The following is a 13,517-nucleotide window of genomic DNA, read 5'->3' on the forward strand; positions in this document are numbered from 1 at the left end:
ACACCGGCATGAACCGCACCTTATAAGCCGCCCACTGACGGCGACGACAGCGGCCAAGCGCCCAAGTCACAGTCTGATGGCGGGGTAGCTCAGGTGGTTAGAGCAGCGGAATCATAATCCGCGTGTCGGGGGTTCGAGTCCCTCTCCCGCTACCATCAAAACAGCCGACATTTCTTCACTGACAAGGCTGGTCAGATATCCCTTTATTTCAATTCGATAATCTTCACCCGGCCGCCGAGGTGCAACGACTATTGCAGCTACGACGCGGCGGAACTCCTGGGCAAGCTCCAGCGACGGTTCAGCGCCGCGCCTGGCAAGGATATCGCCGAGGTTTTCGATGTTCTGGCGGAAGCGCTCGACCGCCTTCGGCTTTATCTCAAACACGTTCGACACCGGCGGTACCGTTTCCAGTTCTATCTTCCATTTTTCACGCTCCAGCCTCAAGCCGGGCAGTAGGGCGGCAGCGTCGTCATCTTCAATCAATCCCTTCGAAAGCTTTTCGACGATGCGCGTGATCGCGTCCTTGGTATCCTGCAGCGCCTTCTCGGCGTGAGCGCGGCCTTTACGACGATCAGCTTCGCCACGCTTCTTCTCGGCCTCGTATTCCCGCACGTAGGCGTCAATGATGGCCGTGTCGGCGAACTGAATCCTCAAGGTGTCGATAACCTGCTTTTCAATCTTCTCGACGTAGTATCGGCCGCCGTTGTCACAGCTGCGCGATTCTTTGTGTGTGCTGCAAACCACACGCGGGCCGCTACGGTCGGCGCCGACGATCGACAAGCCTCCCCCGCATGCCCCGCACTTCAACAGTCCGGAAAGAATGCGCTTGTTTTTCGGCAACGCCTTGGCGTTCGGCCCGGCGCGCGATCCCTTTAGCAAACCTACTGCCTGGAAAAGCGTTTCGTTGACGATTCGCAGATGTTCCGCTGCGACGGCTTCGTGTTCGGATGCGTCATTGGCGCGAGAAATCCGCCGACCAGTTGCCGGGTCTTTCACCATCCTCACCCTGTTCCAAACCAAACGGCCGGCATAAATCGGGTTCAGCAAAATGCCATGACCGCGTTTGCCGCTGCCATTAATGGTTGAGGCGTTCCACTTCACGCCGCGTGGGGGAGAAACATTTTCTTCGTTCAACATTCCGGCGATGGCGCGCGGCGAAGCGCCTCCGGCGTACAACTCAAATATTCTTCGAATCGTGTCGGCTTCCTGCTCGACGATCTCCAGTTGGCCCGGAGAGCCGACCACCGGTTTATAGCCGTATGCCCTGCCACCGGCATGCCGCCCAGACTTCACCACCCCCACCATGCCGCGCTTAACCTTCTTCGCGCCTTCCTCACGCTGCATCTGGCCCATGACGCCATGCATGCCGATCTGCAACGTATCCATCAGACCGCCGTTGACGCAGTTGATTTCGACGGTTCGGAATTTCAAAGTCTTGTGGATGTGCGCAAGGTCGGCGATGTCACGGGATAGGCGGTCGGGAGCTTCCGAAATCACCACCTCGAAGCTGCCAGCTTCTGCCGCCTGCATAAGGTTGGACAGGCCGGGCCGCCCGAACATGGACGCCCCTGATCTGGCGCGATCAAAAAACTGCGCCGTCACCTCGACGCCAAGCCGCTCGGCATGCCCCATGCACAGCCTAATCTGGTCCTCGACCGACTGATCATTCTGTAGGTCGGTCGAGTATCGAGCATAGATGACGGCACGCTTCATTGCTTCTTGGCCTTGTCCTGGTCTTTTTTGACATCGTCATTAGCCGGGGGTGGCATTTGCAGGTCAAGCCGGGCTTGGCGACGGGCAAGCGCTTTCACGAAGGCAATCAGTGGGGAGTCGGTTTGCATCACGGCTTCTCCCCGATTTCCCCACTATCCACAGGCCATGCGGCGCTTAGCGATTTGAGGAAAAGCAAGAGGTAGGGATTGCCATCGGCATCGCGATCAAGCTCCAATGTTTCCCGCATCTCACGGGTGCGCTCGGCGTGCCGGACCTTGCGGCGCACATCGGCGTCCGAACCGCAGGGGCAGCATACGAGGTCATATTCGGCCTGGGCGAAAAGCTGATAAGCTGGATCCTCAGTGTCGAGGTTCCCGTCGGTCTCGGTCGCGCGCCATGCGTCCAAGCTGGCTTGATAGTTGTCGATCGAGGATTCGAGCACTGCTCTCATGACGCAAACCCTCCAATCGGGGGCCGGTCATAGTACTTTCCCATTTTCTGAGCCAACTCTGACATTTCGGAAAACGACATGTCTTCCTCGTAGACCTCGTGAACGAAAATCAGTCGATCGACGACTTCCTTATCGATCTTGTCGGTTGGTATCGACGCCTTGCATGCCGCCATGATCCTGCGGCGCTCAAAGAGCAGAAAGCCTACAAGCGCCTCGATGTACTGGCCGGCGGGGTTTAGCGTGTTCCGTTGCCCCTCGCATCGGGGCTGGCAGACAATCCCTTCCATGCCGTGAATGCACATGGAGAGGGCGTCGTAGATGGCCACCCATCCCAAGCCGGACACTTCCGAAACCGACAGGTCTTCAGCAAGTCGAACCGCGTCAGCGAGGGCGCTACCATTCTTGGCCTCGATCCCGTCGAGATAGGCCATGGCACCCTTGACGAGAGGTTCAACCATTTCGGTGCTGGTGTTGTCGATCATATCGCGGTTGGCGAGGCGAAGAGCGGCCATAGCGCCAGGGAACGTGACTGCGAGAGCCGTTGTTGACGTGATATCGGAAACAGCCTTGGAGAAGGCTGCTTGAACCGGCGTGTTCTCGTCGGCCATGGGTGTGGAATTATACACAGCCTCGGCAGTGAGAAAGTCGTCAACAAGCTCGTGAAGAGGATCAGAATAGCTCATTTCAACACCTCATCAAATGCGGCCTGTATCCCGCGAATGTAATCCTGCGTTTTGTAGATCGAGAAGAAGAGGTTTTCGCGCTGATCGCTCGTGAGATGATACCGGTCCGGATAACCCATGTTGGTCAAATCTTTGCCGACGGCATCTTCAAGCAGATCGGCCAAGATCGAGGCCATCCGTCGCGCGTCGTCGATTGGAGCCTCAAATAAATCAGCAATGGTTTTTCTCGGCATAGCTTCGCCGGCCGACTGAATCGGAGTTTTCATTTTCATTCTCCAAATTGAAAAGGGATCGGGCTATCGCGGCCCGGCGCTACTCGCGTTGAACTAGCTTGAAGCGGACATCAAAGTCTGGATGGGTGGCTGTCGTGGGGGTGGCTAGCTTGCACTCGCTGACGAACCGCTTGAATAGTTTTGTCACCTCAACGATCTGGTAGACGGCGAAGCTGCTGCCCTGGGCGTTCTCATGCCCGTTCTTCACCATCGCAAACACCGGCGGGCGGTAGGGCGATGTCGTCAAAACCCGGTCGATCACCCATGCGGGCAATCCATACTGTTTGCCGATACGGGTTTTCACTTCCGATTTGGTTTCAGTGTGCTGAGGCTTGGCAGTGAGGGAGGCCGTCTGCTCGACCAGGGACACGCGCATGCCGATTGCGTCGATGGCAACCTGCTGCTCGCTCTGCCGGCGCTCGAAGTCCACGAGGGCCTGCGCATTCTGCAAAGCGATTTCTGCCATGGTCAACACCCGGTGAGGGGCGACCGCTGCTTCCTCGATCGACAGGAAGTACTTGCGGATAGCTCGGCCCTTTTCAGACCGGTCCACCATCCCGATTTCTTTGCCCATGCCGATCGTGAGGAAATACTCGACGGTGGCCTGAGAACGCGATTTTGCGTTCGCCAAATTGGGCGAGCTCAAATCTTCGAGTTTGATGAAATCGACGCCCTCGACGAAGCCGTATTTCCGGATGCGGTCCTTAATCCAGTTGGAATAGTCCTTCCGGGCGCCGAGGAACCGGTGGACCTCGCGACCGTCAACGGTCTTGACGGCTTGCCCGTGAATGGAGCGGTCCGAAATAGCCGGGAATTGATGATGAGCGTTCATCGTGTGCCCTCTCCACGCAAGTCACGCATGAAGGGACCGCCCAGATTGTGAAACGCGCGGCCCAGCTCGGAGATCGGCATTGGCGAGTGGTTTGCCATCATCTGCCCTGCTGCAATGCAGTAGGCGGTTTCGGACGGCCCACCGCCCCATTCGTCACCCGATTTCACGTATCCGTGCAGGGCTTGATCGATAGCACCGCACATGCCCTGCGCCATCGCATGGCATGTGATCGTCGATATGCGTGTGCCATGCCGGGCGAGCCGGTTCTCTGTTTCAAACTTGTGGGACAGCTTGATCATCTTGCGTGCGGCGGTGCACGGAAGGAAGGCCTTTGCCAATTCCTCGACGTCCACCCACAAGAAATCCGGCTCGTCATGCGGCGGTGAAAAGAAAGAGACCGGCTTGCCGTTAATTTGGGCTGTGTCCAAAAACTTCGCTTGCGCGTTCATGTTCGCTCCATCGGTTAAGATGGAGTTAACATAGCATCAAACGCTATGTGATCGTCAACTGTAAAATAGCATTAAATGCTTAGTCGCGCTCTTCATCCTCGTCATCGATCGACGGAATGTGAAAGAAAACAGACACTAAGGGGAAGAAAATTTCGGCCTTTAAATTTGTCACAGGCGGGCCGTTTGGGACGAGAATGGTGTAGTGGTCGGCCTTCGCGGTCAAATGCGGATAACCGAATACTTGGCGGTCCGCACCATTTTCATCGGTTCCAAAAACCATGCAAAAGCGATTGACAAGCTTCAGGCCATCAATGCTGTCATTCCGGGCAAAGCAGAGCAAATCCTCGTCGTGGTAAAGTGGATAAAGGGCGTCAGTGTTGACATAGAGCCAGAGCTTGTTGAGAGCGTGAAAAGCACCGTTCCATAGTGTGAAAGTGTGTTGGTCCTCCTCGGTCCCGTACATTTCGACGATCCCGCCAGGCATGATTTCGCCCTGCACTTCTATCGTAGTGAGGCGCCGGTTCGTGGGAAGGAAGATGTCGGCGTCCACGTCCATTGCCGCGCCAAGTCGATAGCGCCACTCTTCGGTGAACGTAATTTGTCCACGCTCTAACTTGCTTATCGTGATCCAATGCACGCCGACTTTGTCGGCGAGCTGCGATTGAGTGAGGCCTTGGCGCTTGCGCACTTCGGCGATGCGGTTCGTGGGGGCGGGCTTAATTTTTGTCATGCAGCATTTATGACTTAGGCGAGTTAATAAGGATATAACCTCGAATGCTATATTTGGCTTGACGGCAGCATAGCGCTTAATGCTATATTAACTGCGCCATGACAAATCAAACCTTATCCCCATATCGCTGGCGACAGCTCCGAAAACTCTCGATGGCAGGCATCGCCATGATGCTTGGCATTGGGGGGAAAAATCCTTCGAGGACTTGGCAGCGCTACGAAACGGGGGCTTCGCAGCCGCCGCTTTCGATCGTTGCGAAAGTCGAGATGATCAGTGAAGGACAGGTAACCACGGCATCCTGGATGCAGGCTCGGCAGAGTTATCTCTCTCGCAAACAAGCGGTGTCGTCATGACGCCCCGCCAACTCCCCCACGATCCCACCGTCGTCGAGGCCGCTCGCTGGCTCGCCGATCAATCCAATCCGCCGCATCCGATCGCTGTCGAGTTGAATACTCGCTTCGGTCTGAAACCCCGTCTGGCCTGCGAGGCCATCAACCTGGCCGGTGACATGAAGCTCCTGCGGAGGGCGATATCATGAGCCACTACCGCAAAATCGACGTGCACGTCTGGAACGATGCCCGGTTCATGTCGCTCACCCTGCATGGCCAACTCGCTTGGTTCATGCTGCTCACGCACCCGATGATGACATCTCTCGGTGCCATCCGAGCCACACCTGACGGGCTTGCCGCTGAACTGTCCAGAGGTGACGAAGGCTATCGGGAAGCCTTCCGTGAAGCCTTACAGGATGTCATCGACAAAGGCATGGCAGATTACGATCCGAAGGCCAACCTTTTGGCGCTCCCGAACTTCCTGAAATACAACAAACCTGAGTCCCCGAACGTCGTAAAGGCATGGGCCAAGTCGGCCGGAATGTTGCCTGAATGCGAGTTGAAAAGCCTGATTATTCAAAGGTCTATCGCATACGCTGAGGGGATGGGTAAGGCGTTCAAAAGTGCGGTGCATGAGGCTTTCCCGAAGGCTTCCCCTAAGGCTTACCCGAAGAGTTCCCCTATACAGAGAGCAGAGAAGCAGAGAGCAGAGAGCAGAGATGAAGATTCTGCTTATGATGAAGAACGCGACTCTACAGAGGGTACGTATACGCGAGAGACGATGTTCACACCGTTTCCAATCCCTTCATCAGCAGCCGAAGGAAGAACGTTTCTCCTAAGCAAAGGCGTTCCTCAAGAACTGCTCGATTCATGCTTACCGATCCTGCTTGGTGGGAACCTCAGCCCCTACGACCTTGAAGGCATCCTTTCTGAAGCGAGGAGTGCAGCATGACGCAACTCGATTTTTTCAAAGCCGACCGGGAGAAGTATCCGGCAAACGTGATCGACATCATGCCGGCCATCATCCGCAAAATTGCAGCTGAGCCTATCTGGCCGCCAACTCCCAAAGCCGGCGAGTTGGTCCAAATCAAAAGGAGCGTGGCATGATGTCCCTTCCGAAAATGACCGAGGCGCAAGCCTACCTCTATTATGACTTTTGCTCGTTTCGGCTGTTTGGCTGGAACATTGTCGAGCGGAAGAAACACCATCATCGCAGCAAGGCGACAAGAGCCCGTGACGAATGGTGGATGCGCGCAATCTCCGATGGGCCAGAACCCTGGGAATTCGTGATCTTCGCTGAGGAGGGACGGTCTGTCGTTGATCTTTGGCCGGAAGATATGCGGGTCGAGGTCGAACGACAGATCAATACCAAAGTACCGCGCGGATCCAGCGAGCCGACAGACCCAGAGTTCATCAAGGGGATGCATGAGTGCGGCCGGACTGATTGGGTGCTGCCCGATTTCTTCGCCAATCATGGGAGGGAGGCATGAACGTTGTCACGTTTGAACCGCCGCCGCTCTACGATATTGCCAGCGTCCGGAATGCAGCGGCCGATCTGAAAACGGCGCTGGTATACCTGCGCAGCATGACCCTCGTTGCGGTTTCCGGGGTCCGTAGGGCCACAACGATCGACGAGATGGTCATGCGCTACGCCACTTGGCTGGGCCATTGGCACCGGTGCGGCGTCGGCAACACCTACGCCATGCACTTTCGCGGCGTGGTAATTGCCGACGGCCGGCTTGTCGTCGCAGCTCTTCAGGTCAAGAGCGAAATAACGAGCATCAACGAAGCCGTCGGGCAGCCGGTCATCTGGATGTCAGTTCCAGACCGCGCCGCCTTGCGCATAAACATCATCGACCTTCTCACGAACGCGAATGCCTCCTTGGATATCGCCTTGGAGAGCTGCGCCATCCTCGAAGGTCACAATCTCACCGAAGGAACATCAGCATGACCCCCGAACGCAACGAGGAACTGAAGAATTTCATCCGGTCTTGCCGTGGCATGAGCAGCTCGGAAGTCCTAGCGAAGATCGTTGTTGACTTGCCCGGCACTACCATCATGGAGCTTGACGAAGCGCTTGCCGACTTGGAACGCGACGAAGCCGAAGAGGGAAACGGAGGGTTTCCATCGTGAGCAACGTCATCAACTTGAACATGGCCGAGTATGAAAAGAAAATTGAGGCGGCGGTAGCTGCCGAGATTGCGAAAGGCCGCGACCCGAACGACTTCGACGACGCATTCCTGCTCGCCCTGTCTGAATCGGTTTATGATGATCTCAGCCCGGCTGCGAGGAAGCATTCCGCAATCCAAGGTCTGAACATCATTGCTGAGCAAGTGTGCGGCGGCTTGATCGCTGAAAAGCTGTGGCAGGCGGGGTATGGCTGGGATGCGTCCGACGAGCAAATCATCGCATGCGGACGGCAGGCCCGTATCGCAGACGCCGACATTTCTCGTAGTCTTGCCGCCTTCCGCGAAGTGCACGGCAAATTGACGATCGACGATGCAAAGGCATTCACGGTGCTTGAGCGCTTCTTGCCCTTGTTCGTCATGCTGCCACCAGACGCCCGGCTGGAAGACGCCGCCAGCCGCAAGGCCGCTCGTGGCGACAAGCTCGCCCTGTCCTTTCTCGCGTGGAAGGAAGTCGCATGAACGCCATCGAGATAGCGAAATTCCTGCTCGACGACGCCGCGAAGCAGACTGGCAAGAAATGCACGGCGGCGGATATGATCGAGGCCGTGGCCAAAACCTGCGCTCGGGAATTTCCCGACACAGATCGTGAGCTGTTGCGCGAGGCTATGAACATCGCCAACCGGATACTGAAGGTCGATGAGAATTTCGCGCTGCGCCCAATCCAGCCGGTGAGCCTGACAGGGCTCGACATCGCGACGCCGGAGAATGGACAGCCGATCTGCGAGGTCGTCCGGCCGGAATCGTTGATGGTCGATCCAAGCTATCAGCGCAACATCGGCGCGCGCGGGCTTTCCCAGATCCGAAAAATCATAGAGGCTTTCGATTGGAACAAGTTCAAACCGCCCATCTGCGCCTATGCTGAGCACGAAGGGCAAACGGTTCTGAAGGTCTTGGACGGGCAGCACACGGCTATCGCCGCAGCCAGCCATCCCGAGATCGACTTCATCCCGGTGATGATCGTTGACGCATCCGCGACCTCGTCCCAGGCCGCAGCCTTTGTCGGACAGAACACCGAACGGCTCGGCGTCACGGCTCTGCAGCTCCACCAGTCCGGCTTGGTGGCGCACGATCTCGACGCCATCACGATCGACATCGTCTGCAAGCAGGCTGGCGTCAGCATTCTTCGTCATCCCGGACCAGGTGGAAAGGCGAAGCCTGGCGAAACGGTATCAATCAACGCCATCAGCGAATTGCTGAACAAGCGCGGTAATGAATCGGCTCGGATCATCCTGACGGTTCTGGCGAAGGGCGGCTTCGCACCCATCCTCAAACCCCAGATCAAGGCCGTGGAGCTGTTGCTCACGCATGATGAGTATCGGGACAGCATCACGCCGGACGCGCTTGCTGCGGCCATACAGGGCACTTGGGCGGTCGATCTCGACGAGGCCAAGCAGCTTTCTGTCACGCACAAGTGGCCGCTGTGGCGGGCGCTAGCAATCCACTGGTTCCGGAAGACGAAGAAGAGCCGCCCAGCGGTCGGAAAGGCAGCGTGATGATCTGGCTCGATATCCTGAAACTGAAACTGCGCTTCTGGCGTCGCAAGAGGGAGGTTCGCCCATGACCCGCATTTTGAACATCACTCGGAAGGACGACTTTCATTTCGAGATCACCGACCAGCACGGCAATATGGTCGAAGGGCCATTCGATACCAACGCCGCCGCTTGGAAGGCGCTTGATCGGATCGACAACGTCGGCAGCAACCGGCCGCCCGAGCGGGTCAAGCCCAACAAGAAGGTGTTGTGGGGGAAGCCCGAGAAGAAGAAGTCCAAGAAGGCCCGCCGCCAGGAGCGCCAGCAACGGAAGCTAACGCCTGCACAGGAAGAACATCGTCTGAAGGTAAATGCCGGCAAGGCCGTTGGCTGGATTCGCTCCGGCGCCATGGGCAAGTTTGACCCTGCCGCTGAACGCTCATATCGCGTCCATCAACTCGGGACGTTCGGTGCGGCCTCGGAGGTCAAGCACATCGACCCAACGGTCTATTTGGCTGAAAAAGCCGCGCGGGGTGAGATTTGACCAGATCCCCGAACGGCGTGAATGTCTATCGCTTTCTCGAAAGCTATGGCATCCGCGTCCGACCTTATCGAGAAGGCCGCAATGGACCAGACCGCCCGGCCAATGTGGTTTACGGCGGCCGGACCATCGCGCGGCTGCTTCGGATCGACTCCGATCGGGCGGCGCTGACGGTGCGCTGCATCCAAGAGAGCAACCCGAAGTGTTTTGACGACGTCATGATCTGGGCGGTCTGGTCTTTTATTGGAGCCCACGCTGACGACAAGCGCCCCAGAGACGTTTTGACCGACTTCGGACGCATCGATCTAGCCCAGATCAGAAATCGCGCTCAGCGCCTCGCCAGAGGCGAATATGGGCGCATGGGAAAGACGGCAGAAAAGATCAGCAGCCTGATCGCACACGCATTGATACCGGAGGATGATGCAGCATGAAGATTTCGCTTGGAAACGAGTACATCGATGTCAGCGGACGCAAGGTGGTAATCCTGGGCGAGCGCAAGACCGCCGGCGGCCTGAAGGTGTTTGCTGGATACCAGATTGACCGGCGCAAGACCCGCATGGGGCAGGAGCGCCATTTCAAATCAGACGGCCGGGACTTCTATGGCGACATGGGGGGCCATCTGATCCGCGAGGCCGACGCTGGGATGTCTATGACCGATCAGCAAGCGGCCATCCTCGAGCGGCTGATAGAGGCGATGGACACCGACATGGCGATGCCGGGGAGGGTTGGGCCCCGCATGTATGGCAGCTCCATGCCAGAGGGACTGACCAGCGAAGCCGAAAATACCCTGCTGGAGTTCGTCGATGCCCACGAGAACGACGGCATGCACATCCGCCACCGCAACAGCGCGATCGACGCCGTCACCGAACGCCGGGCGAAATGCAGCAAGGATCGCATCGGCAGGATGGAAGAGGCACTGGCCTGGGTGCCGCGCTTCGTCTGGGATCAGGAAATGCGCCTCGCGCTGCTGGCATATTCGGAGGTTAAGGCCCGTGGATGGGACTGGAGCCGCTACCTGGAGCAGCGAAACCGCCGATCGAAGACAAAAAAGCAGTGGGTTAAACGAACGATATATCGATGGATTGAGAAATCCTTGCAACAAATTAGCGCCGGATTGGTCCAGAGCGCAATTCTCTTGCATGATACGGCTGGTTTACAGGTGGCACACGAAGAGGCACAACACACAGGCAAATCGATAACATCCGGTTTGCATGCGTGGATGCCGACCGATGAAAAGCCCGCTGATTCGCGGATGTAGAGCCGGGCTCCACGAGCGACGAAGCGTCAGCGCCAGCAGTTAACCGCGAGTGACGATCGCGGTTTCTAACGCATTTTTGATCTCTGACACCAAGGATTCGTTTTTGCTCTCGAAGGCCTGCTGATCGCCACTGGAAGTCCGAAGAAGGATTGCGTACTTCGGCTTAGCTAAATAGTACATGACGACACCCACGACGATCATGCCAACCCCAAGCGCTGTTTTGTGCTGGAGGAGAGCCAGATAAATTCCGAATAGAGCGATAAGGCCGCCGATTGGAGCTTGCCCTCCTGCACCAAGTTTTTTTACGCTGACACTTCCGATATTAGCAATCGGGTACGATGTTGTCCCAAATCTCGCCAGATTTTTATCAATTTTAACATCGTTCTGATTAAAAAATGTTCCGTCGCTCATGCTTGCCCCTCAGCCAGTACTTCGATCATTGCTCGCAGGAATCTTTACGATTCACAAGCTCGAAAAACCGGGACGGCAGTGAGGCTTGTGACATACCAAAAAATGGCACGCTGGATGCTGACGGATACAGCAAAAACTACGGAGGCAGGCTTCAAGCCTGTCTTTTGCGTTCGCGGGCTTCTTCAGGGTGAGGCAACAGCCTTCCAAGCTGCCAAGGTCGGTTCGATCCCCACAGTCCGCTCCAAAGTCCAATGATTGGTTACTGAGAGGACAGTACGCCATACATGGCGATGAACGCATAGATAAAGAATGCGCCAACAGCGATGCTGGCGATAACCATCACAAGACCGTTGCCGGCAAAAACCTTGCGTCGCTTCTGTGCAGGTGCATCAGCCGATGGCGCCAGTCCGGTTGGTGTCTCACTTTCATCCATGGTGGTATCCTTCAGCGGCCCCTCGGCTTGAGCCCAATTTTTACTGAGATTGATCGATTGCGTGAGGCGACGGCTGTCCAGGTGTCGTATCCCCGTGACCAGGCAGAAGCAGCACGAGCGCAAGGACGGCGACCAGGGCGACAATGATGGCTACTATGACTTTGGCGTTCCGCATTTGTGAAATCCTTCGACCGGCTAACTTGGACTTTACACAAAGGTTCCTTGTACCTCGCGGGATCAAAATCGCGGAGGATAGAGAACTGAACCCGCCACGCCTCTCCATGGAAGCGCACCCCGGCGGGTCATATCAGGCGCGCATCTCGCCATGGGTTCACGGATATTTTCCGAAACCAGTGAGAATGCCGTGACGGAGAAACCGTCGATACCCTGACAGTCGGTTAAGCGTGGCGAAAAGTCCTTGTGAGCGCCTGGCCTTCGGGTCCGACTAGGGCACAGATCGGGAAGGCGGGCAGTTGTTGCCCGAGTAGGCCGGGGGGATGCCCAGCCATTCCTTCCTGAGCCGAGAGCATGACATCTATTGCGCGATCGTTGCGACGGTCCTCGGCGACCATTAGAGGCGAACGCCTCAACGAACTGCGCGGGTCCGGGCTAACTGCCCGGATTTGCTTGAGGGTCAGGCCTAGCAGGCTGCTTGTCGATTTAAAGAAAGAAAAAATCGTGGCTGTCGAGGTACTTCAACCGAACGTCGGCCAATAGTAGGTTGCCCTCTTCATAAGTGATGACAACGCCGCGCGGAGTATCTTTTGCGTGGTCAATGACATCGGCGAACGAATGCAAGTCAGTGCCTTGGAATATGATAAGGTCCTTGCCTGCCTTGCCTGGTTTAAAGTCAAAAATAGTGTCTCGGCCAGCGTTCTTTTGAAAAATGAATGTGTCGGCGCTTGAACCACCATGCAAAGTATCGTTGCCGGTGCCGCCATACAGACGATCCTCTTGACGGCCACCCATAAGCGCGTCGTCTCCGCTATCGCCATATAACTTATCCGAGCCGGTACCGCCATAAACGTAGTCCTTACCGGACCCGCCTTTCAAAATGTCCTCGCCGCCTTCTCCGTATATCTTGTCGTCACCGTTTTCTCCATAAATGACGCCATTACCATCGCCCCCTACAACCTTGTCGTTGCCGTCGCCACCGAACAAACGGTCGGTCGCTCCGTTTGTGCCTCTACCGTAGATGCGGTCATCACCGGCGCCGCCGTAGATGGTGCTTTCGCCTGAGCCTCCGACAAGACTGTCTTTGCTTGAAGAGCCCTCAACGAAGAACTGCTCATCACGTATCGAGTCGTACAAGTAGTCGAACTCTCCGTCCGAGGCCTGATCAAAAACCTGCTGCAGTTCGGCCGCCGAGATTTGAAGCCCGCTCATTTGCATCTCAGTTGTTTGGATGAACGAGCCGTCTGAGGCGATCGTGATCTGCTGGCCAAATGAAATGCTGTTCAGTTCACCAACCACATGGCCAGTGGTGGGATCGACTTTCCACCCAGTAGCGGAGTTGAAGACGACGCCGCCGCCATCTGCACCGACGAAAGCGTAACCGGTAGCGGCTGCGTCCGTCGAGAGAGCGCCCGACACGTTGTCGAAGGCAGCAAATTTTTGATTGAGGTACTGACCAAAGTAAATCCCGATGCCGTTATTGTCGGGGTCGTAAGCTTTAATTTGAACGGTCACGTTGTTTCTCCCAGATGCCAGTCATCCAAAAAGTCCAGCACCAGAATTTCGCTCAGCCGCGCGCCAAA

Annotated in this window: 23 protein-coding genes and 1 tRNA gene; 13 read left to right on the forward strand and 11 right to left on the reverse strand. The window is 56.6% G+C overall.

Features of this window, described 5'->3' with window-relative positions:
- The first annotated feature begins 78 nt into the window (after positions 1-78).
- A tRNA-Met gene (locus PYR65_RS06340) sits at positions 79-155 on the forward strand.
- Here the strand turns inward: PYR65_RS06340 and PYR65_RS06345 are convergent.
- From PYR65_RS06345 to PYR65_RS06380, 8 genes are all read right to left on the reverse strand, one after another.
- Positions 112-1,713: a recombinase family protein gene (locus tag PYR65_RS06345; protein ID WP_276120984.1), complete on the reverse strand. Its 1,602-nt coding sequence runs from the start codon at positions 1,711-1,713 to the stop codon at positions 112-114. The two genes, PYR65_RS06340 and PYR65_RS06345, sit on opposite strands and share 44 nt — an antisense overlap.
- Positions 1,710-1,841 carry a hypothetical protein gene (locus PYR65_RS06350; protein WP_276120343.1) on the reverse strand — a complete coding sequence of 44 codons (132 nt, stop codon included), beginning with the start codon at positions 1,839-1,841 and terminating at the stop codon, positions 1,710-1,712. The genes PYR65_RS06345 and PYR65_RS06350 overlap by 4 nt, the downstream gene beginning before the upstream one ends.
- Positions 1,841-2,164 carry a hypothetical protein gene (locus PYR65_RS06355; protein ID WP_276120344.1) on the reverse strand — a complete coding sequence of 108 codons (324 nt, stop codon included), beginning with the start codon at positions 2,162-2,164 and terminating at the stop codon, positions 1,841-1,843. Before PYR65_RS06355 ends, PYR65_RS06350 begins: the two co-directional genes overlap by 1 nt.
- Positions 2,161-2,847, reverse strand: coding sequence for a hypothetical protein (locus PYR65_RS06360; protein ID WP_276120345.1), 687 nt, complete (start codon positions 2,845-2,847; stop codon positions 2,161-2,163). The genes PYR65_RS06355 and PYR65_RS06360 overlap by 4 nt, the downstream gene beginning before the upstream one ends.
- Positions 2,844-3,113, reverse strand: coding sequence for a hypothetical protein (locus tag PYR65_RS06365; protein ID WP_276120346.1), 270 nt, complete (start codon positions 3,111-3,113; stop codon positions 2,844-2,846). The genes PYR65_RS06360 and PYR65_RS06365 overlap by 4 nt, the downstream gene beginning before the upstream one ends.
- 46 nt (positions 3,114-3,159) lie before the next feature.
- Complete coding sequence (locus PYR65_RS06370) at positions 3,160-3,951, reverse strand: antA/AntB antirepressor family protein (RefSeq protein ID WP_276120347.1); 792 nt, start codon at positions 3,949-3,951, stop codon at positions 3,160-3,162.
- Complete coding sequence (locus PYR65_RS06375) at positions 3,948-4,400, reverse strand: hypothetical protein (protein WP_276120348.1); 453 nt, start codon at positions 4,398-4,400, stop codon at positions 3,948-3,950. The genes PYR65_RS06370 and PYR65_RS06375 overlap by 4 nt, the downstream gene beginning before the upstream one ends.
- Before the next feature lie 79 nt (positions 4,401-4,479).
- Complete coding sequence (locus PYR65_RS06380; protein ID WP_276120349.1) at positions 4,480-5,130, reverse strand: helix-turn-helix domain-containing protein; 651 nt, start codon at positions 5,128-5,130, stop codon at positions 4,480-4,482.
- 152 nt (positions 5,131-5,282) lie between these two features.
- Here PYR65_RS06380 and PYR65_RS06385 point away from each other — a divergent pair, with 152 nt between their 5' ends.
- From PYR65_RS06385 to PYR65_RS06440, 12 genes are all read left to right on the forward strand, one after another.
- Positions 5,283-5,483, forward strand: a complete 201-nt coding sequence (locus PYR65_RS06385) for a hypothetical protein (protein ID WP_276120350.1) — start codon at positions 5,283-5,285, stop codon at positions 5,481-5,483.
- Complete coding sequence (locus PYR65_RS06390) at positions 5,480-5,668, forward strand: hypothetical protein (protein ID WP_276120351.1); 189 nt, start codon at positions 5,480-5,482, stop codon at positions 5,666-5,668. Before PYR65_RS06385 ends, PYR65_RS06390 begins: the two co-directional genes overlap by 4 nt.
- Positions 5,665-6,411, forward strand: a complete 747-nt coding sequence (locus tag PYR65_RS06395; RefSeq protein WP_276120352.1) for a hypothetical protein — start codon at positions 5,665-5,667, stop codon at positions 6,409-6,411. Before PYR65_RS06390 ends, PYR65_RS06395 begins: the two co-directional genes overlap by 4 nt.
- Entirely contained in the window at positions 6,408-6,566 is a 159-nt protein-coding gene (locus tag PYR65_RS06400; RefSeq protein WP_276120353.1) for a hypothetical protein, read from the forward strand. The genes PYR65_RS06395 and PYR65_RS06400 overlap by 4 nt, the downstream gene beginning before the upstream one ends.
- The gene (locus PYR65_RS06405) at positions 6,563-6,949 is read left to right on the forward strand and encodes a hypothetical protein (RefSeq protein ID WP_276120354.1); all 387 of its coding nucleotides are present in this window, start codon (positions 6,563-6,565) and stop codon (positions 6,947-6,949) included. Before PYR65_RS06400 ends, PYR65_RS06405 begins: the two co-directional genes overlap by 4 nt.
- On the forward strand, positions 6,946-7,410 hold the full coding sequence (locus PYR65_RS06410) for a hypothetical protein (RefSeq protein ID WP_276120355.1): 465 nt from the start codon (positions 6,946-6,948) through the stop codon (positions 7,408-7,410). The genes PYR65_RS06405 and PYR65_RS06410 overlap by 4 nt, the downstream gene beginning before the upstream one ends.
- Positions 7,407-7,592 carry a hypothetical protein gene (locus PYR65_RS06415; RefSeq protein WP_276120356.1) on the forward strand — a complete coding sequence of 62 codons (186 nt, stop codon included), beginning with the start codon at positions 7,407-7,409 and terminating at the stop codon, positions 7,590-7,592. The genes PYR65_RS06410 and PYR65_RS06415 overlap by 4 nt, the downstream gene beginning before the upstream one ends.
- On the forward strand, positions 7,589-8,107 hold the full coding sequence (locus PYR65_RS06420; RefSeq protein WP_276120357.1) for a hypothetical protein: 519 nt from the start codon (positions 7,589-7,591) through the stop codon (positions 8,105-8,107). The genes PYR65_RS06415 and PYR65_RS06420 overlap by 4 nt, the downstream gene beginning before the upstream one ends.
- Positions 8,104-9,141 (forward strand): hypothetical protein, encoded by a 1,038-nt coding sequence (locus tag PYR65_RS06425; protein WP_276120358.1) that lies wholly within the window; start codon positions 8,104-8,106, stop codon positions 9,139-9,141. The genes PYR65_RS06420 and PYR65_RS06425 overlap by 4 nt, the downstream gene beginning before the upstream one ends.
- A 64-nt stretch (positions 9,142-9,205) precedes the next feature.
- Entirely contained in the window at positions 9,206-9,661 is a 456-nt protein-coding gene (locus PYR65_RS06430) for a hypothetical protein (protein WP_276120359.1), read from the forward strand.
- Positions 9,658-10,089 carry a hypothetical protein gene (locus PYR65_RS06435; protein ID WP_276120360.1) on the forward strand — a complete coding sequence of 144 codons (432 nt, stop codon included), beginning with the start codon at positions 9,658-9,660 and terminating at the stop codon, positions 10,087-10,089. Before PYR65_RS06430 ends, PYR65_RS06435 begins: the two co-directional genes overlap by 4 nt.
- Positions 10,086-10,916 carry a hypothetical protein gene (locus PYR65_RS06440; protein WP_276120361.1) on the forward strand — a complete coding sequence of 277 codons (831 nt, stop codon included), beginning with the start codon at positions 10,086-10,088 and terminating at the stop codon, positions 10,914-10,916. The genes PYR65_RS06435 and PYR65_RS06440 overlap by 4 nt, the downstream gene beginning before the upstream one ends.
- Positions 10,917-10,955: 39 nt before the next feature.
- On the opposite strand, the gene PYR65_RS06445 is transcribed toward PYR65_RS06440, so the two are convergent.
- The 3 genes from PYR65_RS06445 to PYR65_RS06455 form a co-directional block, all read right to left on the reverse strand.
- A complete protein-coding gene (locus PYR65_RS06445; RefSeq protein WP_276120362.1) occupies positions 10,956-11,327 on the reverse strand; it encodes a DUF6232 family protein in 372 nt (123 codons plus the stop codon).
- Positions 11,328-11,586: 259 nt separating this feature from the next.
- Positions 11,587-11,760: a hypothetical protein gene (locus PYR65_RS06450; protein WP_276120363.1), complete on the reverse strand. Its 174-nt coding sequence runs from the start codon at positions 11,758-11,760 to the stop codon at positions 11,587-11,589.
- A gap of 660 nt (positions 11,761-12,420) precedes the next feature.
- Complete coding sequence (locus tag PYR65_RS06455; RefSeq protein ID WP_276120364.1) at positions 12,421-13,449, reverse strand: calcium-binding protein; 1,029 nt, start codon at positions 13,447-13,449, stop codon at positions 12,421-12,423.
- Between the last annotated feature and the right edge of the window lie 68 nt (positions 13,450-13,517).

The organism is Pararhizobium qamdonense (genome assembly GCF_029277445.1).
Lineage (GTDB): Bacteria > Pseudomonadota > Alphaproteobacteria > Rhizobiales > Rhizobiaceae > Pararhizobium > Pararhizobium qamdonense.

What these genes read in the sequence shown, in the direction of transcription:
- PYR65_RS06345 (WP_276120984.1), bottom strand. Translation starts at nt 1,713, where the DNA reads ATGAAGCGTGCCGTCATCTATGCTCGATACTCGACCGACCTACAGAAT.
- PYR65_RS06350 (WP_276120343.1), bottom strand. Translation starts at nt 1,841, where the DNA reads ATGCAAACCGACTCCCCACTGATTGCCTTCGTGAAAGCGCTTGCCCGT.
- PYR65_RS06355 (WP_276120344.1), bottom strand. Translation starts at nt 2,164, where the DNA reads ATGAGAGCAGTGCTCGAATCCTCGATCGACAACTATCAAGCCAGCTTG.
- PYR65_RS06360 (WP_276120345.1), bottom strand. Translation starts at nt 2,847, where the DNA reads ATGAGCTATTCTGATCCTCTTCACGAGCTTGTTGACGACTTTCTCACT.
- PYR65_RS06365 (WP_276120346.1), bottom strand. Translation starts at nt 3,113, where the DNA reads ATGAAAACTCCGATTCAGTCGGCCGGCGAAGCTATGCCGAGAAAAACC.
- PYR65_RS06370 (WP_276120347.1), bottom strand. Translation starts at nt 3,951, where the DNA reads ATGAACGCTCATCATCAATTCCCGGCTATTTCGGACCGCTCCATTCAC.
- PYR65_RS06375 (WP_276120348.1), bottom strand. Translation starts at nt 4,400, where the DNA reads ATGAACGCGCAAGCGAAGTTTTTGGACACAGCCCAAATTAACGGCAAG.
- PYR65_RS06380 (WP_276120349.1), bottom strand. Translation starts at nt 5,130, where the DNA reads ATGACAAAAATTAAGCCCGCCCCCACGAACCGCATCGCCGAAGTGCGC.
- PYR65_RS06385 (WP_276120350.1), top strand. Translation starts at nt 5,283, where the DNA reads ATGGCAGGCATCGCCATGATGCTTGGCATTGGGGGGAAAAATCCTTCG.
- PYR65_RS06390 (WP_276120351.1), top strand. Translation starts at nt 5,480, where the DNA reads ATGACGCCCCGCCAACTCCCCCACGATCCCACCGTCGTCGAGGCCGCT.
- PYR65_RS06395 (WP_276120352.1), top strand. Translation starts at nt 5,665, where the DNA reads ATGAGCCACTACCGCAAAATCGACGTGCACGTCTGGAACGATGCCCGG.
- PYR65_RS06400 (WP_276120353.1), top strand. Translation starts at nt 6,408, where the DNA reads ATGACGCAACTCGATTTTTTCAAAGCCGACCGGGAGAAGTATCCGGCA.
- PYR65_RS06405 (WP_276120354.1), top strand. Translation starts at nt 6,563, where the DNA reads ATGATGTCCCTTCCGAAAATGACCGAGGCGCAAGCCTACCTCTATTAT.
- PYR65_RS06410 (WP_276120355.1), top strand. Translation starts at nt 6,946, where the DNA reads ATGAACGTTGTCACGTTTGAACCGCCGCCGCTCTACGATATTGCCAGC.
- PYR65_RS06415 (WP_276120356.1), top strand. Translation starts at nt 7,407, where the DNA reads ATGACCCCCGAACGCAACGAGGAACTGAAGAATTTCATCCGGTCTTGC.
- PYR65_RS06425 (WP_276120358.1), top strand. Translation starts at nt 8,104, where the DNA reads ATGAACGCCATCGAGATAGCGAAATTCCTGCTCGACGACGCCGCGAAG.
- PYR65_RS06430 (WP_276120359.1), top strand. Translation starts at nt 9,206, where the DNA reads ATGACCCGCATTTTGAACATCACTCGGAAGGACGACTTTCATTTCGAG.
- PYR65_RS06440 (WP_276120361.1), top strand. Translation starts at nt 10,086, where the DNA reads ATGAAGATTTCGCTTGGAAACGAGTACATCGATGTCAGCGGACGCAAG.
- PYR65_RS06445 (WP_276120362.1), bottom strand. Translation starts at nt 11,327, where the DNA reads ATGAGCGACGGAACATTTTTTAATCAGAACGATGTTAAAATTGATAAA.
- PYR65_RS06450 (WP_276120363.1), bottom strand. Translation starts at nt 11,760, where the DNA reads ATGGATGAAAGTGAGACACCAACCGGACTGGCGCCATCGGCTGATGCA.